At 56.0% G+C, this 18,789-nt stretch carries 14 protein-coding genes and 1 pseudogene; 9 read left to right on the top strand and 6 right to left on the bottom strand.

What is annotated here, in order from left to right; all coding sequences use genetic code 11:
• The first annotated feature begins 56 nt into the window (after positions 1–56).
• Entirely contained in the window at positions 57–554 is a 498-nt protein-coding gene (locus LZP73_RS16445; protein ID WP_234236097.1) for a GNAT family N-acetyltransferase, read from the top strand.
• A gap of 56 nt (positions 555–610) precedes the next feature.
• On the opposite strand, the gene fur is transcribed toward LZP73_RS16445, so the two are convergent.
• Complete coding sequence (gene fur, locus LZP73_RS16440) at positions 611–1,042, bottom strand: ferric iron uptake transcriptional regulator (RefSeq protein ID WP_169562269.1); 432 nt, start codon at positions 1,040–1,042, stop codon at positions 611–613.
• Positions 1,043–1,293: 251 nt separating this feature from the next.
• Between fur and cobB the strand changes: the two genes are divergently transcribed.
• A complete protein-coding gene (cobB, locus tag LZP73_RS16435; RefSeq protein ID WP_234236049.1) occupies positions 1,294–2,028 on the top strand; it encodes a Sir2 family NAD+-dependent deacetylase in 735 nt (244 codons plus the stop codon).
• Positions 2,025–2,528 carry an AAA family ATPase gene (locus tag LZP73_RS16430; RefSeq protein ID WP_234236048.1) on the top strand — a complete coding sequence of 168 codons (504 nt, stop codon included), beginning with the start codon at positions 2,025–2,027 and terminating at the stop codon, positions 2,526–2,528. The genes cobB and LZP73_RS16430 overlap by 4 nt, the downstream gene beginning before the upstream one ends.
• A gap of 150 nt (positions 2,529–2,678) precedes the next feature.
• Here the strand turns inward: LZP73_RS16430 and LZP73_RS16425 are convergent, their stop codons facing one another.
• Positions 2,679–4,706, bottom strand: a complete 2,028-nt coding sequence (locus LZP73_RS16425; protein WP_234236096.1) for a bifunctional 2',3'-cyclic-nucleotide 2'-phosphodiesterase/3'-nucleotidase — start codon at positions 4,704–4,706, stop codon at positions 2,679–2,681.
• A 526-nt stretch (positions 4,707–5,232) separates the two neighbouring features.
• Between LZP73_RS16425 and LZP73_RS16420 the strand changes: the two genes are divergently transcribed.
• The gene (locus LZP73_RS16420) at positions 5,233–7,383 is read left to right on the top strand and encodes a M3 family metallopeptidase (RefSeq protein ID WP_234236047.1); all 2,151 of its coding nucleotides are present in this window, start codon (positions 5,233–5,235) and stop codon (positions 7,381–7,383) included.
• Between the two features lie 143 nt (positions 7,384–7,526).
• On the opposite strand, the gene LZP73_RS16415 is transcribed toward LZP73_RS16420, so the two are convergent.
• Positions 7,527–9,743, bottom strand: a complete 2,217-nt coding sequence (locus LZP73_RS16415) for a M3 family metallopeptidase (protein ID WP_234236046.1) — start codon at positions 9,741–9,743, stop codon at positions 7,527–7,529.
• Between the two features lie 301 nt (positions 9,744–10,044).
• On the opposite strand from LZP73_RS16415, the gene LZP73_RS16410 reads away from it, so the two are divergent.
• The gene (locus LZP73_RS16410; protein ID WP_234236045.1) at positions 10,045–11,571 is read left to right on the top strand and encodes a dipeptidase; all 1,527 of its coding nucleotides are present in this window, start codon (positions 10,045–10,047) and stop codon (positions 11,569–11,571) included.
• Between the two features lie 163 nt (positions 11,572–11,734).
• Entirely contained in the window at positions 11,735–12,346 is a 612-nt protein-coding gene (locus tag LZP73_RS16405) for a LysE family translocator (protein WP_234236044.1), read from the top strand.
• 79 nt (positions 12,347–12,425) lie between these two features.
• On the opposite strand, the gene ggt is transcribed toward LZP73_RS16405, so the two are convergent.
• The gene (ggt, locus tag LZP73_RS16400) at positions 12,426–14,186 is read right to left on the bottom strand and encodes a gamma-glutamyltransferase (RefSeq protein WP_234236043.1); all 1,761 of its coding nucleotides are present in this window, start codon (positions 14,184–14,186) and stop codon (positions 12,426–12,428) included.
• A gap of 122 nt (positions 14,187–14,308) precedes the next feature.
• Between ggt and LZP73_RS16395 the strand changes: the two genes are divergently transcribed.
• Positions 14,309–15,445, top strand: coding sequence for a GNAT family N-acetyltransferase (locus tag LZP73_RS16395; RefSeq protein ID WP_234236095.1), 1,137 nt, complete (start codon positions 14,309–14,311; stop codon positions 15,443–15,445).
• A 48-nt stretch (positions 15,446–15,493) separates the two neighbouring features.
• Here the strand turns inward: LZP73_RS16395 and LZP73_RS16390 are convergent, their stop codons facing one another.
• Positions 15,494–16,111: a LysE family translocator gene (locus LZP73_RS16390; protein WP_234236042.1), complete on the bottom strand. Its 618-nt coding sequence runs from the start codon at positions 16,109–16,111 to the stop codon at positions 15,494–15,496.
• A 329-nt stretch (positions 16,112–16,440) separates the two neighbouring features.
• Here LZP73_RS16390 and LZP73_RS16385 point away from each other — a divergent pair, with 329 nt between their 5' ends.
• Positions 16,441–16,758 carry a hypothetical protein gene (locus LZP73_RS16385; protein WP_234236041.1) on the top strand — a complete coding sequence of 106 codons (318 nt, stop codon included), beginning with the start codon at positions 16,441–16,443 and terminating at the stop codon, positions 16,756–16,758.
• A gap of 190 nt (positions 16,759–16,948) precedes the next feature.
• On the opposite strand, the pseudogene LZP73_RS16380 reads toward LZP73_RS16385, so the two are convergent.
• A pseudogene (locus LZP73_RS16380) lies at positions 16,949–17,975 on the bottom strand (IS4 family transposase); the annotation flags it as partial.
• A gap of 237 nt (positions 17,976–18,212) precedes the next feature.
• Here LZP73_RS16380 and LZP73_RS16375 point away from each other — a divergent pair.
• Positions 18,213–18,554 (top strand): hypothetical protein, encoded by a 342-nt coding sequence (locus LZP73_RS16375; protein ID WP_234236040.1) that lies wholly within the window; start codon positions 18,213–18,215, stop codon positions 18,552–18,554.
• Positions 18,555–18,789: the final 235 nt, after the last annotated feature.

Here is an 18,789-nt window from a genome sequence, read left to right as displayed (position 1 = left end):
GCTCTGGGTATAAAAGAGGCTGTATTCTCACCCACTCATGGCAAGGAGCGACTATGATAATCACCGAAACCGAGCGCCTCATATTACGTCAGTTTACCGAGGACGATGTTGAAGCCATTTTCCAGCTCAACAGCATCCCCGAAGTGCTGACCTACATTCCCGGTGATGCCTTCAGCTCCAGGGAGCAGGCTGCCACCCTGTTGCGGGAGGTGATTTTCGCCAACTATCAGGAGTTTGGCTATGGTCGCTGGGCGGTGGAACATAAGGCAGATAATAAGGTGATAGGGTTCTGCGGCCCTAAATACATCACGGAATTCGAGGAAGTCGAGCTGGGTTACCGGTATCTGCCCGCCTATTGGGGCCAGGGGATAGGTCATGAAGCCGCAGAGGCGGCATTGGCCGAATTTCACCATCATGGCATAGAGGAGGCTATCGCCCTCATCCTGGAAGGCAACACGGGATCCGAAGGGGTGGCGAGGAAGGTGGGGATGCAGTGGCGGGAGAAGAATAGCTTCATGGGCCACAGGGTGAATATTTATCACAAGTTTTTGTAAGCAAAGAAAAACCAGCTCTAGGGCTGGTTTTTTAGGCTCATAGCGACGGCTTGCAGTTACTCGTCGTTATGATCGCAAGTATCGTTGGTGCAATGACCATAGAGGTAGAGGCTGTGGTTGGTCAGCTTGATGTTGTGGCGCGCGGCAATTTCCAGCTGGCGACGTTCGATAACCTCGTCGGAAAATTCGATCACTCTGCCGCAAGACAGGCACACCAGGTGGTCATGGTGATGCTGGGTCGACAGTTCGAAGACGGCCTTGCCGGTCTCGAAATGATGGCGTGTCACTATGCCGGCATCATCGAATTGGTTTAACACACGGTAAACTGTCGCCAAACCTATTTCTTCGCCAATTTCGAGCAACTTCTTATACAAGTCTTCGGCGCTGATATGCTGGTTTTCAGGCTCTTGCATCAGCTCGAGGATCTTGACTCGTGGCAGGGTAATCTTCAAACCCGCTTTTTTTAGCGCTTGGTTTCCATCTGTCATTGCTAATCTCTTGATTGCAGAACCAATAGGTTCATCCATGTATTTAATAATCCATTATATGTGCTCAACCTAAAAACTTAAACCTTTGTTCTGGCAATAAGGGACCATATGTGGATAAATTGTAAGAGGCTGTCTTCGATTGCTAAAAATGCAACCGATTAGAGCTTAGCGTTTGTGGGGGTATTGTCGCTTCAGGCCGATTTGGCCGATTTCACTGCCCCGGTAATAGAAAACTCACCAAAGGGAGCAGCATGTACCGGCATATTCTAGTGTTAACCGGCGCGGGAATTTCGGCGGAATCCGGATTGAAAACCTTCAGGGCGCAAGACGGCTTATGGGAAGAGCATGATATCGAGGATGTTGCCACGCCTGAAGGCTACCAAAGGGACAGGGCCTTGGTCGAGCGTTTCTACAACAGCCGTTGGCAACAGTTGCGCCAGGGCGATGTCCACCCCAATGAGGCGCACCTGGCGCTGGCCAAGCTGGAGCAGGCGTTCCCCGGCGAGCTGCTCTTGGTCACCCAGAATATCGATAATTTGCATGAGCAGGCGGGCTCGAAACGTTTGCTGCATATGCATGGTGAACTGGTCAAGGGCCGCTGTCCCAGCTCGGGGCAGACCTTCCTGCTGCGTGAGCCCTTCGGCCCAGACAACCTCTGCACTTGCTGTATTCCAGGGCAACGACTGCGGCCCCACGTGGTCTGGTTCGGCGAGATGCCGCTGGGGATGGACAAGATCCATGCCGCGCTGGAGCGCTGCGACTTGTTCATCGCCATAGGCACCTCGGGCACAGTCTATCCGGCGGCGGGCTTTGTCGATACCGCCAACCATCATGGTGCCAGGACGGTGGAAGTGAACCTCGCGGGGGTCGAACCTCACAGCCAGTTTCAGTGTCATTTCGAAGGCAAGGCCAGTGTGATAGTTCCTAAACTGGTTGAGGCGATACTGGCAGGGCATGAGATAGACAAGGAGTTGCTGCAAGCATGAGCCGGCCAGATGCCTCCACGGAGCTGCTCGCACCCACTAAACTGGCCATCATAATGCGCGGCCTGCCCGGCAGTGGCAAGTCCCACTGGGTCGAACAGTATATCGCCTCACAACCGCTGTCACTGGCCTTGCGCATACGTCGTCATGGACTGTTTTCCACCGATGATTTTTTCCTCGTCGGGGGCGAGTACCGTTTCAATGTCGCGCGCCTGGCCGAATACCATCAACGCAACCTGACGGGGTTCATTCAGGCGCTGGCTCGGGGGGAGCCTGTGGTGATCTGCGACAACACCAATCTCGCCCATTGGGAGTATATGGCCTACGAGGCGGCGGCACAGGCCCTGGGTTATGGGGTGCGCAAGGTGCTGATAGGAAACCCCAGGGATCCCCGCCACAGGGCGCTATGCGCCGAACGCAACCGCCACGGGGTGCCGCTGGCGCAGCTTTGCAGCATGGCGAAAAATTTTGAAGACGATGATGTGAGCGTTGGCCCAGGATAAAGAAAAGATACAGATAGAGAGAAGGATATAGAGAAAGAGCCGGCTGCAGTGATCGGGCACTTGGGCCAAAAAATCAGGCCCATGACGATCCTGAAGCGATGCAAGCAGGCCGAGCAGCACTCGGCCTGTTTTTTTGGGGGGAGGGGCCGGTTATTGCGTCAGATCTATCCGATAGACGGCGTAGCCCAGGGCGTCGGTGGCGACCTTCACCATGCTGCGCTGCTGATTGGCAGCGATGAAGGCGGCGGCCTTGGCGCTGTCCTGGGTTTCGAAACGCACGTCCAATGGTACATTCGTTGTTATGCTCTTGAAATCCCAGTTGTAGTCGGCACTGGGATTGACCATGCCCTCGTATTGGCCCGTGACGGCATTGAACTGGGACTCGGCGCTGATGTAGGATGCCAGTGCCTCACGGTTGGTATCCGGCAGTTCGAGCACCACATGATCCGCACCCGTACCGGCAAACTTGCCACCGAAGGCGCGGTAGTTGTTGGAGGCGACGATGAATTCTTTCGCCGCCAACGCCTCGCCGCTGAACACAGCCCCCGTCTCGTCCGTGTAGCTCAAGGCCTGAATGCGGTTCGCCCCAGGATTGATTGGCATGCAGTCGCGGTCAAACTTGCTCGGCTGAGTCACATCTATCTGATAGCTGAGGCCATCGAGCACATCGAAGTTATAGGTCGGATGGCCTTCCCAGTTGATCAGGTATTGAGGGGCGCTCGAGTCGGGATCTATGAGGTTGAACTGATTGGCCGAGCATTCGAGCCAGTCCTTGAGTTCGGCCCCCGTGGCTTTGACCACCACCAGGGTGTTGGGGTAGAGGTATAAGTCGGCGGCATTCTTGAAGGTCAGCGGGCCCTGAGCGACCTGCACATATTGATCCGCGTCGCTGCTGGTGCCATGACGGCCACCGGCCTTGAAGGGCGCCGATGCCGACAGCACGGGCAGCTGGCTCAGGTTGGCGGGGAGTTGCGCCTTGACCCTGGCAATCTGGGCGTCCGAGACTATCTGCACCGTAGGATCGTCCTGCACCAGGGTCAGGAAGCTGTACATGTCGGCCGCGGCTACCCCTATGGGCTCGGCGACGAACGCGAGCGTGCCTTGGTGTTCCTGCGCCACAGCATCATGGATAGCGCCGTCGGCTGTCACCAGAGGCAACTTGTTGGCACCGTCGTAGATGGGGATGGCCTGGCTCTTGGCATCGACAACAGACCATTTACCCGCCTTGTATGCCAGGCTCAGGTCGACGACTCCCAGGTTGTCGCCCCAGCGTCCCGGCATCACGGCGGGCACGCCATTCAGCAGTCCCTTGTCCACGTCGGTATTGGGCAAGTCGGCGTACCTGGCATCGGGGAAGATGGAGTGGCTGTGGCCGAACATGACAGCATCTATGCCATCGACATAGGTGAGGGCGTAGCTGGCATTTTCGACTGAGGGATCGCCCGGGTTGTCGCTCGAGCCCAGGCCGGAATGGGGAATGGCGATGATGATATCTGCGCCCTCGGCCTTCATCTGCGGCACGTATTGGGTTGCCGTCGCCACTATGCCCTCGACTCGTACCTTGCCCGTGAGATTTTGCTTATCCCACAACATGATCTGCGGTGGCACAAAGCCTATGTAGCCTATCTTGAGGCTATGGCTGTTGCCCTTGGCATCGACGACGGTTTTTTCCTTGATGACATAGGGGGTGAACAAGTGTTCGCCCTGCTTTATGTCTTGCCAGCAGCCCTGGGCGTCGGCGCAGTAAACGTTGGCGTTGATGTAGGCAAAGTTGGCGCCGCTCAAGGATTTTTCCAGAAAGTCCAGGCCATAGTTGAACTCATGATTGCCTATGTTGCCCACGTCATAGTCGAGCAGGTTCATGGCCTTGTAGGCGGGATGCACCTCGCCGGCCTGCAGACCGATTTTGGCCATGTAGTCACCCATGGGGCTGCCTTGCAGCAGATCGCCATTATCGACCAGCACTGAGTTGTCGACGTCGGCCCTGGCGGCGTGGATCAGGCTGGCGGTGCGTGCCAGGCCTATGGTGGGATCTTCCTTGCCGCTGTAGTAGTTGAAGTCCATGATGTTGGTGTGCAGGTCCGTGGTTTCGAGGATCCGCAACCCGACCCGTGCCTCTTCATCCTGTTGCTCATCCGAACTGCAGCCCGCCAGTCCGCATGTGGCAGCCAGCATCATGGCCAGCAGGGCCTTTCCGGGCTGCGGCTTGCCCTGCAATACCTTTGCCACCGATGGGTTTACTTGTTTCTTGTTCTGCATATCCAGTCTCATATGGTGTTATCTGACCCCTGGCACGCCGCACATCCGGGTGCCTGCGATGCCGTGCTATGGGTTATTTTCCCTGCGACGGCGGGGGGATTATGCCCTGTGCAGATGAAAGCTATATGACCCAAAGGGGTTATTCTTGTATCAATCTGTTACAAATCAGCTGCTTGTTTATTGGGGATAAATTGCGCTGTCGCCGCATAATGGTCGCGCCCGGATGCGACGGCACAGCTGCAGTTCTGCAGGCATAGAGGTGGCAAGCATAATAAAGCGTCGTTCGCACCGGGATGAGGGCCAAAGGTGAAGATTAAAGATTGTCCCCGGGGGGGCAGGCTTGATATGGTATGAGGTCAAACATCGATTTGTTGCACCTTTCACCGACAGAATTGACTGAATACATACAATAAAATTGAAAGGGCGAAGACCTAAGGAAGCTCAAATGCGTAAAACTCTTATCACCACCGCCGTGAGTGCGGCGTTAATGCTCGGCGCTTGTTCCGAGAATTCAGCAGAAAGCATCACGGAGACCCAGAGCGTGAAGACTGAGGCTCAAACCTCGGCCCAAAAGGGTGCCGAAAACGTCTTGTTGCATAAGAGCACACTGCAAGATCAGGCGCCACAGTTCGATAAGCTGAACATCGCCGATTACGTGCCCGCCTTTGAACTCGGCATGCAGCAGCATAAGGCCGAAATCCTGGCCATCACGGACAATGCCGCGCCGGCGACCTTCGACAACACCCTGGTGGCACTGGAAACCTCGGGTGCCTTGCTCAACCGTGTCAGCCGTGCCTTCTTCAACCTGGCCGGGTTGATTTCAGATGACAACTTCACCAAGATCGAAGGCGACATGGTGCCTAAGTTGACCGAGCATGAAGATAATATCTATCTGGATGCCAAGTTGTTTGCCCGGATAAAGGCGGTGTACGACGCCAAGGACCGGCTCAATGCCGAAGATCAGCGTCTGGTCGACTTCTACTACAACAAGTTCGAACGTGCCGGCGCCAAGCTGTCCGATGCCGACAAGGCCAAGATGCGTGAACTCAACGGTGAACTGGCCAAGCTGGGCACCGAATTCTCCCAGAACATACTCAAGTCATTCAAAGAAGACGTGATCTTGGTGCAGGACAAGCAGCAGCTGGAAGGCTTGTCTGAAGACGAAATCGCCTCTCTGGCGGCCGCGGCGAAAGAAGCGGGCAAAGAGGGTTATATGATCACCCTGGTGAACACCACCAGACAACCCATACTGTCGCGTCTGGCGAACCGCGAGCTGAGAAAGACCATCTGGGAAACCTCGGCCTATCGCGCCATGGACAGCAATGGTCCATTGGATATCAAGTTGGCGCAACTGAGAGCCGAAAAGGCACAGCTGCTGGGTTACCCAAGCTGGGCCGCCTATACGGTTGCAGATCAGATGGCCAAGACCCCGGAAGCCGTCTACGGCATACTCGATGATCTGGCTCCCAAGGCATTGGCCAAGGCCAAAGTCGAGGCGGCCGATATTCAGGCCGAGATAGCGAAATCGGGTGCCGATTTCGAACTCCAGGCCTGGGACTGGGCCTACTACGCCGAGAAAGTGCGTCAGGAAAGATACTCCCTGGATGAGGGGCTGGTTAAGCCTTACTTCGAGTTCAACCGTGTGCTGCACGACGGCCTCTTCTTCGCCATGAACAAGCTGTACGGCATAGAGATCAAATCCCGTGACGATCTGCCGGTATGGCATAAAGATGTGAAAGCCTTCGAAGTATTCGACAAGGATGGCAGCTCCATAGGTCTGTTCTATCTGGACCCTTATGCCCGCCCAGGCAAGAATGGCGGCGCCTGGATGGACGAGTTGGTGACTCAGTCCGGTCTCCTGAAGGCCAAGCCGGTAGTCTATAACGCGCTCAACATTCCCAAGCCGGCCGAAGGTCAGCCGACGCTGATGACCTTCGACGAAGTGAGCACCATGTTCCACGAGTTCGGTCATGCGATCCACGGCCTCTTCTCCCAGGTGAAATACCCGAGTCTGGCCGGCACTTCCACCGCCCGTGATTTCGTCGAGTTCCCGTCACAGGCGAACGAAGATTGGAGCGTAGATCCCCAGGTGATTGCCAACTATGCCAAGCATTACAAGACGGGCGAGGCTATTCCTGCCGACTTGCTTGCCAAGGTATTAAAATCACAGCAGTTTAACCAAGGCTTCGGCACCGTTGAGTATCTGGCGGCGGCGCTGCTGGACATGGAGTGGCACTCTATCCCGGCCGGTACCGAGATAAAAGATGTCGCCGCGTTCGAGAAACAGGCACTGGCCAAGCATGGTCTGGATTACGCGCCTATTCCGTCACGTTACAAGAGCACCTACTTCAGCCATAGCTTCGGCGGCGGCTACTCGGCCGGTTACTACGCCTACCTGTGGACCGAAGTGTTTGCGGCCGATTCCTTCGCCGTTATCGGCAAGCGCGGTGGTCTGAAGCTGGAAAACGGCACCAAGTACCGCGAGACGGTGCTGTCCAAGGGTAACAGCCAGGATCTGATGCAGGACTACATCAACTTCAGCGGCAGCAAGCCGACCACAGATGCGCTGCTCAAGCGCCGTGGCCTGGTGAACTAAGGCAAGCCAGCCTCTATGGCATCACTGCCGCAGCGGCATGAAGCAGCGGAATGAAGCAGAGGAATGAAAAAGGGGGAGCCATCGGCTCCCCCTTTTTTTTATGGCCCAAGCAAGTGCTGCTGCCAGCCCGGGCCTGGGTCCTATTAGAACTTAACCGCCTTGCCTGCGTCGCCCAGCAGGCCGCGACTGCGCAGCAGCGGCTCTATGCCCGCATCCTGACCGCGGAACCTGCGGTAGAGCAACATGGGGTCTTCGCTGCCACCCTGGGACAAGACGTTATTCCTGAAGGCATCGGCTGTGGCCTTGTCGAAAATCCCCTTCTGCTTGAAGGCCTCGAAGGCATCGGCGCCGAGAATATCCGACCACAAATAGCTGTAGTAACCGGCAGAATAGCCGCCGGCGAAGATGTGACTGAAATAGGTGCTGCGATAGCGCGGCGCTATCTCTTCGATCAGCCCCATCTTCGCCAGGGAGTCGGCTTCAAACTTGGCCGCATCCTTGGGCTGGGTATCTGTCAGGGTATGCCAGTCCAGATCCAGCTTGGTGGCCGCCAGATACTCGACCGTGTTGAAGCCCTGGTTGAATTGACTGGCGGCCTGGATCTTGGCGACCAATGCCTGGGGTATCACTTCACCCGTCTGGTAATGTTTGGCGAACCGGGCCAGCACTTCCGGTTGGGTCATCCAGTTTTCCATCACCTGTGACGGAAATTCCACATAGTCGCGCGGCACAGCCGTGCCGGATTGGGAACGGTATTCGACGTTCGACAACATGCCATGCAGGGCATGACCGAACTCATGGAACAGGGTGCTGGCCTCATCGAAGGTCAGCAGTGCAGGTTCGTTGCCCGCGGGGCGCGGGAAGTTGAGCACATTGGCTATGATGGGCTTAACATCTTCGCCATGCATGCGGTACTGCTTGCGGTAGGCGTTGGCCCAGGCGCCGCCGCGTTTGCTGTCGCGCACATAATAGTCACCCATGAAGATGGCCATCAGGCTGCCGTCTTTGTCATAGACCTCGAAGGTGCGCACATCCGGATGATATTTGGGCAGATCCTTGCGCTCCTTGACCGTGATGCCGTAGAGGCGGTTGGCCGTGTAGAATACCCCCTTCAGGGTGTTCTCCAGCGAGAAGTAGGGCCGGGTCTGCTGTTCGTTGAAGCTGTATCTGGCGACGCGGATCTTGTCGGCATAATAGGCCCAGTCCCAGGACTTCAGCTTGAAACCGCCATCTTGGGCGTCGATAAGCCGTTGCATGTCGGCCACTTCGGCCTTGGCCTGTTGCAGTGCCGCCGGCCAGACCTTGTCGAGCAAGGCGTAGACATTTTCCGGGGTCTTGGCGGTGCGCTCTTCCAATACCAGCTCAGCATGGTTCTTGTAGCCCAGGAGTTGGGCCTGCTCGGCGCGCAGGGCGGCGATCTTCGCCAGCACCTTCTTGTTATCATGGCCGTTGCCATTGTTGCCGCGACTGATGTAACCCTTGAAGAGGGTTTCCCTCAGGGCGCGGTTATCTGCATAGGTCAGGAAGGGGGTGATGGATGGCCTCTGGGTGGTAAATACCCAGCTGCCGCCATGGCCGCGTTTGGTGGCGGTCTGGGCCGCCGTGTCTATCACGTCCTGGGGCAGTCCGGCGAGATCGGCCGGATTGTCTATCACCAGCTCGAAGGCATTGGTTTCCGCCAGCAGGTTATCGCCGAATTCCAGGTTGAGTTTGGCTATCTTGCCGTTCAGCTCACGGAGCTTGGCCTTGTCCTGCTCACTCAAGTTGGCGCCGCCACGAACGAAGGACAGGTAAGTGTCCTCCAGCAGCTTGGCCTGGGCGCGGTTGAGGTTCAGGCCGTCGCGGTTCAAATACACAGCCTTTACCCTGGCAAACAGCTTGTCGTTCAGCAAGATGTCGTCTGCGGCGGCAGACAGGAGCGGCGAGACTTGTTTGGAAATGGCCTGTAGCGCCTCGCTGGTATCGGCGCTGGTGAGGTTGTAGAAGACATTTTCTACCTTGGTCACCAAGTCGCCGGAAAATTCCATGGCTTCGACCGTGTTGGCGAAGCTGGGGGCGGCGGGATTGTCGATGATCGCCTGGATTTCGGCTCGCTGCCGGGCTATGCCGGCGGTGAAGGCGGGCAGATAATGCTCCGGCTTGATGTGTTCGAAATCCGGTATGCCCATGAAGGTGTTGTAGGGGCGGAAAAACGGATTCGTGTCCCTTGGGGCCGGCACGGTGAACTGTTTGGCATCGACCCCCAGTCCCTTGTTGCCCGCCAGCGTGTCGCCGGCCGGGCTCGTGTTGCTGCAGGCGCCGAGTGCCAGGGCCAAGGTCATGGCCGAGACTATGGGCTTGAGACTGTATCCCTTCTTCATGTAACTCCCCTCTATTTTATTGATTTTGAGTCTGTTTTAATTAGCTCTGTCGCTGCTTGAGTTGGGGTGTATGCCCCGGAGAGGCGCACCCTCCTTTTTCAGCCGGCTTTTTTATCACGTAAGGGATTTATTACGCTAACCTTTTAGGCTTTTGTTTGTAACAAAGGGTTTAGCCTGCACATTCTTGCCCCTATCTATGGCAAAATTCGTCCCTGAAATGTCACCGACGGCTCACAAGTACCCACAAGTACCAATAGCAGCACGCAGTATAAGCAGAATAACAATACATCTCTGAGGCCCTATGAAATCATCTCTGTCCCGACCCATGCAACTGGCGGCGCTCCTGGCCGGTTTAGCCCTGCCTTCGCTTGCCAACGCCCTGACGCCCATCGCCGATACCTATGCCGACTATGCGGTCAAGACCTATGACAAGGCCATGGTCGACAGCCTGGCACGGCTGGTCAGTTTCAACACCCAGGCCAAGGATGGACTGACACCCAGTACCAACCCCGAGTTCCTGGGGTTCAAGGACGCCTTGCAGGCCTTGAGCGAACAACTTGGGCTCGATTATCAGGATCATGGTTATGTGATCCTGATTGGCTTGGGGCAGAGCAGTGACAAGCTGGGGGTGATCACCCATGGCGATGTGCAGCCGGCCGATCCCAAGCTTTGGGCCCAGAGCCCCTATCTGCTCGATACCCATTCGGAGCCGGGCAAGTTGATCGGCCGCGGCACCGAGGATGACAAGGGCGCCATAGTCACCGCCATGTATGCGATGAAAGCCATCAAGGATAAGGGCCTGGTGCTGAACAAGCGTATCGAACTGATGGTGTATCTGGCGGAAGAGTCCGACTGGGATCCCCTCAAACACTTCCTGACGAGCTTTACCCCGGCCAACATCAATATCACCATAGATGCCGAATACCCTGTGGTGACCGCCGAGAAGGGTTGGAGCAAGATTAACTTCCGGGTGCCGCCCCAGCAGCCGGACGCGCAGCGCCAGGGTGCCAGCCTGACCGAATTCGGCGGCGGCTACTTCGGCAGCCAGATCCCCCAGCAGGCGAGGGCGACCATAGAACATGCGGATGCGGCCCTAGTGGCAAGACTCAAGGCCTTGGCGGCAAAACAGGCCGGCATGCATTACGGCTTTGAACTCACGGGCGATAGCCTGAGCATAGCCGCCGACGGTAAGGCGGCCCATTCTTCCACCCCTGAAGACGGCGTCAATGCCGTGACCCATCTGGCGGAGTTGCTGGCGCTGCAGGCCTGGCCCAAGACCCAGGCGTCGCTGACCCAAAACTTCATTCACCAATTGGTGGGGCTGGGGCTATATGCCGAGAAATTCGGTGAGCTGGCCTACAGCGACAGCTTCATGGGACCGCTGACACTGGCACCGACTGTGGTCAAGCAGACGCCTGCCGGCACCGAGGTGACCCTCAACCTGCGTCGCCCCAGAGGCAAGGCGCCCGAGTTGTTGGACAGCCAGGCCCAGCAGGCGTTGGCACACTGGCAAGCGCAGCAAGGGGTAAGGCTCGAAGCCATAGAAACCTATTGGGGCGAGCCCATGGTGATGGAAGACGCGCCGCAGCAGCAGGCATTGCTGGAGGTGTTCGCCCATTTCACCGGCATCAAAGATCCCCAGCCTGTGGCTATCGGCGGCTCGACCAACAGCAAGCTATTCCCCAATGCCCTGAGCTTCGGTCCTGCGATGCCGGGCGTCGAATATACGGGCCATACAGAGCATGAATTTATCACCCATGCGCAGTTCATGCTCAACCTCAAGATGTACACCGCCGCCTTCATAGAGCTGGCGGGCAAAGGGGCCTGATGGGAGGAGAAAGACTGCGCCGTGAGCCTGTCTCCCGGCGCAGTCCATAGGCACATGGCCCATAGCACGTAGCACATAGCACATAGCGTATAGCAAAGTGCATAGAACAAAAAACATCACCCAGGGCTCGACACTCGAGCCATGAAGAAGGAGCTTGATCTTGATGGAATTGGAAGCTGTTATCACCTTGGCCACCGCAACTGCCTTGCTGCTCGGTTCACCCGGACCTGCGCCACTGGCGCTGGCGGCCACCAGTGCCGCCTTCGGCGTGAAACCCAGCCTGGGTTTCCTCGGCGGCATCCTCTGCGGGCTGGCGGTCGCGATAGTGGGGGCCACCGCCGGCATGGCGACCGTGCTGGCCAACTGGCCGGAACTCAAGCTGGCCTTGCAGCTCACAGGTGCGCTCTACATAGCTTATGTGGCCTACAAGATAGCCATGGCGCCGGCCCTGTCCCATGGGAAGGCCACATCTGACACTGCTCCTCGGCCAACGTTTGTCGATGGTTTCATCCTCAACATACTCAACCCCAAGGCCTATGCCGCCTTCCTGGCGTTGTTTTCCCAGTTTTTGCTGCCGGGCGACGGCGCGCTTGGCAGTTACCTCTCGACCGGCATGGTCTGTTTCCTGGTCGCTGTGCTGGTGGACAGCCTCTGGCTGTTGCTCGGCGGGCTCTTGCGCCGCTTGTTCGAGCGGCCGCTGTGGGCCAGGTGCATACGCTTTGGCTTCGCCGCTTCCATGTTGCTCGCCGTGGGCCTGAGCCTGACCTGGATCTAATGTCACAGCGCCGATAGCGGATACGAAAAAGCCCTGAATACAGGGCTTTTTTATTGCGGCTTCAGGCTCTGAGTCCGACTCAGTAACCCACGGCCTCGCTGCCGGAGCGGCGCGGATCCGAGGCACCGAAGATGCCTTCCTCTGTCACCATGATGGATTGGGTGCTGCCCATGGCTTCCTGTACCGAGACCTTGTGGCCCTTGGCTTCGAGCAGGGAGATGGTGTCGCGGTTGAGGCTCTTCTCCACCCTGAGTTCATCGGGCAACCACTGATGATGCACCCTGGGGGCGTAGCTGGCCTCGGCTATGTTGAGCTTGTGATCTATCACATTCATGATGATCTGCAGCGTGGTGTTGATGATGCGTGAACCGCCGGGACTGCCTGTGACTATGAAGGGCTTGCCATCGCGCATCACCATGGTCGGGCTCATGGAGCTGAGCGGGCGCTTGTTGCCTTCGACCGCATTGGCCTCGCCGCCAACCAGGCCGTAGCCGTTAGGCACACCGGGTTTGGCCGAGAAATCATCCATCTCGTTGTTGAGCAGTATGCCCGTGCCTTCGGCGACCAGACCCGAGCCATAGCTGAAGTTGAGGGTATAGGTGTTGGCGACGGCGTTGCCCCACTTGTCGACCACAGAGTAGTGGGTGGTCTGATCGCTCTCGTAGGGGGCCAACTTGCCCGGCCTGATCTCGCTGCTGGGGGTGGTCTTGTTCATGGCGATCTGACTGGCGATCTGCTTGGCGTAGGCCTTGCTGGTCAGGGCTTTAACAGGGACATGGAAGAAGTCGGGATCGCCCAGGTACTCGCTGCGGTCGGCATAGGCATGCTTCATGGTTTCGGCCATCAGGTGCAGGGTCTGGGCGCTGTTATGGCCCAGCTTGTCGATGGGGAATTGTTCCAGCACGTTGAGCATCTCGACAATATGCACTCCGCCGGACGATGGCGGCGGCATGGATACCACTTGGTAGCCGCGGTACTCGCCGCGCACCGGCTGGCGCTCGACCACCTTATAGTTGGCCAGATCGCTCAGCGTCATTATGCCGCCGGCCCGTTGGATGGCGTCTACCAGCTTGGTGGCCGTCTCACCCTGATAGAAGCCTTGGCTGCCCTTGGCGGCGATCAGGCGCAGCGAATGGGCCAGTTCCGGCTGCTTGAGTATGTCGCCGAGCAGGTAATCGCTGCCATCGGCCTTGTAGAAGACGGCGGCCGAACTGGGCCATTGGGCGATACGCCGTTTGAGGCCCGAGAGCGAAGTGGCGAGATCTGCTGTGACTGAGATACCGTCGGTCGCCATCTTGATCGCCGGTGCCATCACTTGTTTGAGTGGCAGGCTGCCGTATTTCTCCAGTGCCTGGGTCAGGCCCATCACGGTACCGGGCACGCCCACCGCCAAGCCATGTTCGCGGCTGAGCCTGTCGACCGGATTGCCTTGCTCGTCGAGGAAGATATCCTTATGGGCTTTGCCCGGCGCCATCTCGCGATAGTCTATGGCTATGTCCTTGTTGCCTTGGTTAAGGTGCACCAACATGAAACCACCGCCGCCTATGTTACCGGCGCGGGGCAGGGTGACTGCCAGGGCGAAACCCACGGCCACAGCGGCATCGACGGCATTGCCGCCCTGCTTGAGGATCTCCACTCCGGCGCGGCTGGCGAGTGCTTCCTGGCTCGCGACCATGCCGTGTTTGGCATAGATGGGCTGGGCGGTGGCCATCTGGCTGAAAATCGAGGATTCGGCGGCCAGCGCCTGGGTGCTGCCCAGCAGTGGCAGCGACAGATAGAGGGCTAAGCCTATGCCACTGGCCAGACGTTTAAGGGCCCGGGGGGCGGTTGCTGAGTGCATGCTCAATCCTTGGTATTGTTTTGGCTGTTGCTATGCAATGTGCCGAGAATTATCCTTAATTGCAATCCTTGCAATGAATTAGGAACCAGTTTTTGACTATAGCCCCCTTGCATGCTCGCTTTATGAGCCGGATAGATGAGATAGCCCAGGCCGACTGGGATGGGCTGATGGCCTCAGGCAATCCCTTCAGCCGTTACGCCTTCTTGTCGGCCCTGGAAGCTTGCGGCTGTGTGAGTGTGAACACAGGCTGGCAGCCAAGGCACCTCACCGTCTGGCAAGGGGCCGATTTGCTTGCCGTGATGCCCTTGTATGCCAAGGGGCATTCCTATGGCGAATATGTGTTCGACTGGGCCTGGGCCGAGGCCTATGAACGTCATGGTCTGGACTATTATCCCAAGCTGGTCAGTGCCATTCCCTTCACCCCTGTCACAGGTCCGAGGCTGGGGATCAAACCCGGCTTGTCACAGGCCGAGGTGCAGCGCCTCATCGACTTCATCGCCGCCGAATTGGATCTCTGTATCGAGCAGCAGGGCTATTCTTCCTGGCATTGCCTGTTCTTGCCCGCCGCCTCACAGCAGGCGCTGGCATCCCAGGGCAAGCTCAGTCGTCTCGGCACCCAGTTTCACTGGCATAACCGCGGCTATGGCGACTTCGGCGATTTCCTGGCCGGCCTGAGCTCTCGCAAACGCAAAAACCTGCAGAAGGAACGTGCCAGAGTCGCCGCCAAGGCGCTGACCTTTCGCTTCGTTCCCGGCGCAGAGGTGACCCAGGCCCAGTGGCATACCTTCGCCCTCTGTTATCGGCTGACTTACCTCAAGCGTTCGGGTCATGGCGGCTATCTGAATCAGGCCTTCTTCGAGTCGCTCGCGCTCGCCATGCCGGAGCAGTTGCTGCTGTTGGTGGTGGAGGACAGCTCGGGTGACATGCTGGCGGGCGCCCTGTATTTTCTCGGTGAAGATACCCTCTATGGCCGCTACTGGGGCAGCACGGTCGATATAGACGACCTGCATTTCGAGGCCTGTTATTACCAGGGCATAGACTATTGCATCGCCCATGGGTTGGCCCATTTCGACGCAGGGGCCCAGGGGGAACATAAGCTTGCCCGTGGCTTCGAGCCAGTGGCGACCCATTCCAATCATCAGATAGCCCACGGCGGGTTCAGGAAAGCCATCGCCGAGTTCGTCGATGAAGAGCGGCGGCAGATGCAGGTCTACATGCTCCAGATGCGTCAATATCTGCCCTACAAAGACCCAGATTGACCGACGATTAAGGACCCGTAACGGCAGGCAACATTGGCCCGGTGGGGCTTAACCTATCGCCAGCCACACACCTACGCCGAACATCAGACTGCCGGCGATCCGGTTCAGCCAACGTATGTTATCGCCGCGACTGAGGAAACGTCTCAGGCTCTTGCCGCCGCTGGCGTAGGCCAGCAGGGAAGTGAATTCCGTCACCATGATGACGCCAAGCAGCGCCGCCAGCTGCGGCCCGAGCGGGCGCTCGGCACTGATGAAGGGCGGCAACAGCGACAACATGAAGGCCCAGCCCTTGGGATTGGCGATGGCGGTGATAAAGCCCTGGGAGATCAGGGCCAACCTGGCCGTCGGCTCAGTGGCGTTATCCATTAGCGCCAGCTTGCCCTTGGCGCGCCACATCTGCACCCCGAGATAGCCCAGATAAATGCCGCCGAGCCATTTCAGCAGCTGAAAGATCTCCGGGGAATTGAGCATCAGCGCCGCCACGCCCATGACGGCAGCCACAGCCACCAGGGCGACCCCGGCCAGTTCTCCGAGCATCATCCACAGGGTGCGGCGCACTCCTATGCTCATCCCCAGAGTCATGGCGAGGGTCATGCACATCCCAGGGGTGATGGACACGAAGAAGAAGGTCGGCACGAAGACGGCGAGTAAAGCAAAATCTGGCATTGAGTGTCCTGGCTGGCATGCAGCTTTAAACGGTTGACGGCAGGGGCGTTGGCCGCCATTTTAGTGAAAAAGCAACGTCAAGCCAAGGCGAGATGTGCCCGGCGAGCGGCTGCGATGTTCGGTGGCGTTCATCGTCTGCGGTGGGTCTTTGCACTCTTCTTTTCTTTCTTATATTGAGAGTTATACACGTTCAGTCATAGAACTTAGCGCCGTCAATGCTGCTTTATTCTTTACATAACAGTAATTTGTGTTAATGTTTGCCGGGTTTGATAAATGTAAATATGCGCATGCACACTATTAAAATGTTATATGAATGATGGAGATTACAGATGTATCGTTTAACTTTTTTATTTTTTTTCTTATGTAGCTTTCAAACCTTAGCCGATTACTCTCAAGATATCGGTGAGGTATCGCAAGTATTCGTGAATCCGCAAGGTGCTATAGCAATAAAACTCAAAAATGGCTTTCCAAATGCAGTACAAACTAAACAATGCGAAGGTAATAATGGTTGGGCAGGTTTATCTGAATCGGATGCTGTTTTAAAATCTGTAATAATTGTCGCGAAATCATCTGGTCAAATATTGACCGTAACGATTGATGGTTGTAACGGCGGTTGGTTTAAAATAAGAGACTTGTACTTGAATTAATATACCAAGTGCAGCCTGCCGGATCTGTAACATTGTCGGGCCTTCTTCTATTGACTTCGTCAGAAAAAACACGCCAATATTACTATCACAGTTGCAAGCACCGGAGAATCCCTTCATCATCCCAGTCTGCAGTATGAATCAACAGGATGTATGTCGTCCATGCCCAGCGAATAAACGATTCCTTTGATCTGCACGACAAGAGCATCTCGACCAGCATGGCGATGAGCAAAAGCACATCATAGCGTCTTGGATCTTTACTTCGGCTTTGCCGCAGACCCATGCCATATTGAGGGCTCTTTAAATCCCGGAAGGTTTCTTCTATCTGCATCCGTTTGGCATATAGCGCCACTATCTTAACTGCCGGGAAAGACTCGGGTGGTAAGTTGGTCGCCAGCAGCCAAGGCTCTTTACTTCCCAGACGATAGCTTTTTTGCGCAGTGTGGTTGCGACCAGCCTTGGACGAACGGGTATCTTTACGCGACTTGGGCTTGGCTTTGTACAAGTGCAAGTGACACAGCAAGGGGGCTTTGCGGGCCAATCTCACCTGACCTATATGTTTGGCTATGTTTGTTGCCTTTGGATATAAAGACTTATTTGAGTACCACGACGACTGCTTACAAGGCTGGTAGCTGACATCACCACGAACACGCCCAAGCCAGAACCAGCCATGGCGCTCGACTTCTCGAAACGAGGTATTTCGGTAACCGGCATCGGTGACAATCAGCGGACAACAGCGTGGCGGCAAGACCTTAGCCAGCTCGGCCAGGAAAGCATCATGACTGCGGGGCGCATTGCTCTCTCTGAGGGGTTAGGGCAAATAAGAAAGTGCGCTCATACAGGGTTACAGAACGGCCTTGCACACTGACCGATGCACGCAGCGTCATCATCCTGAGCTGTTCACGGACATCAGACCAATCAACCAGAATGATGGGCATAACTCTTGTCTTGAAAAGAATGCACCGCACAGATGCAGCGCATGCCAGCGGTAAATCAAAAACTTATCAGCAACCAGATGAGGATTTCCCAACAAACGGTCGATACGCTTGATGTTGTGTTTAGGGGCCACGGAGCCGGAAATATTACGCCCTAACTGAGTCAATGAAAGCTGATTGCCATCGAGTAAGGCTTCTGTAGCAACCACCAGAGAATTAAGGCGTTTTTGGTGCTTCATAATATGTAATAATGAGGCATTGCTTTTTGAGTAAATAGTGTAAGATATGGACTCATTTGGATAGTGTGGCGCATGGAGCTGGATCTGTTGGCAAAGGTCAATGAATTCAACAAAGAGTGCGAAATTGATTAGATCAAACAACACCATGCGTGTCTACTAATTTGAATCCAAAAGGAATTATCTGGGGATTCGCTAGATTTGGGCGTTATGAATCATCCTGTATTGAGTACAGATTTTATCCATTTCTCGATAATGAAATGTTATGAATCCTTGAGGAACGTTAATGAAAATAGTAATTGCAACGTTATCACTTTTGATGTCCGCGAATGCTTTATCTGCTGGATGGATAAGCTTGGAACCAAAGGATAATGCGGGAGTTGAAGTTTTCCCTTCAAATTTTAGTAGCGGAATCGCTGCAGGCGTCTACTTTGTTCACAAATCGACATTCGTTTCTTCTGAGACTTGCTCAAGTAAACAGTTCGTCGCAATTACAGATCCCAAGTTAGCGGATCAAACGCTATCGATTGGGATGTTTGCGCTAGCATCAAATAAGACAATTAAACTTTGGGTTGACGGTTGCTCAAATAACTATTTGCATGGTAAAGCGATTAAAGTTTTACCGTAATTCATAACAAACGGCTCCAAGCGACAACCAACCGTCGCGTCATTTGTGCCAATGGCGCGAGCGCCAATTTTGGCTCAAATCCCGCTCTGGCTGGTTGCGCCTGAGCCGGGCGTTGATATGATTCCTTTTGTCAAATAGGCAAATAGTGTCCTTACCGGAAACCCAAAAAATTTCCGGTAAGGACACTCTGACAGTAGGCTTTGGCCAGTAAGTGTCGGCGGTTGACCTTGCTGAT

It is taken from the genome of Shewanella sp. AS16 (assembly GCF_021412365.1).
Taxonomy (GTDB): Bacteria; Pseudomonadota; Gammaproteobacteria; order Enterobacterales; family Shewanellaceae; genus Shewanella; species Shewanella salipaludis.
The sequence above is the reverse complement of the archived record's forward strand: the minus strand, read 5'-3'. Positions and strand labels throughout refer to the sequence as shown.

Coding starts and splice junctions, on each gene's coding strand:
- fur (WP_169562269.1), bottom strand. CDS start 1,042: ATGACAGATGGAAACCAAGCGCTAAAAAAAGCGGGTTTGAAGATTACC.
- cobB (WP_234236049.1), top strand. CDS start 1,294: ATGTACCGGCATATTCTAGTGTTAACCGGCGCGGGAATTTCGGCGGAA.
- LZP73_RS16430 (WP_234236048.1), top strand. CDS start 2,025: ATGAGCCGGCCAGATGCCTCCACGGAGCTGCTCGCACCCACTAAACTG.
- LZP73_RS16425 (WP_234236096.1), bottom strand. CDS start 4,706: ATGATGCTGGCTGCCACATGCGGACTGGCGGGCTGCAGTTCGGATGAG.
- LZP73_RS16420 (WP_234236047.1), top strand. CDS start 5,233: ATGCGTAAAACTCTTATCACCACCGCCGTGAGTGCGGCGTTAATGCTC.
- LZP73_RS16415 (WP_234236046.1), bottom strand. CDS start 9,743: ATGAAGAAGGGATACAGTCTCAAGCCCATAGTCTCGGCCATGACCTTG.
- LZP73_RS16410 (WP_234236045.1), top strand. CDS start 10,045: ATGAAATCATCTCTGTCCCGACCCATGCAACTGGCGGCGCTCCTGGCC.
- LZP73_RS16405 (WP_234236044.1), top strand. CDS start 11,735: ATGGAATTGGAAGCTGTTATCACCTTGGCCACCGCAACTGCCTTGCTG.
- ggt (WP_234236043.1), bottom strand. CDS start 14,186: ATGCACTCAGCAACCGCCCCCCGGGCCCTTAAACGTCTGGCCAGTGGC.
- LZP73_RS16395 (WP_234236095.1), top strand. CDS start 14,309: ATGAGCCGGATAGATGAGATAGCCCAGGCCGACTGGGATGGGCTGATG.
- LZP73_RS16390 (WP_234236042.1), bottom strand. CDS start 16,111: ATGCCAGATTTTGCTTTACTCGCCGTCTTCGTGCCGACCTTCTTCTTC.
- LZP73_RS16385 (WP_234236041.1), top strand. CDS start 16,441: ATGTATCGTTTAACTTTTTTATTTTTTTTCTTATGTAGCTTTCAAACC.
- LZP73_RS16375 (WP_234236040.1), top strand. CDS start 18,213: ATGAAAATAGTAATTGCAACGTTATCACTTTTGATGTCCGCGAATGCT.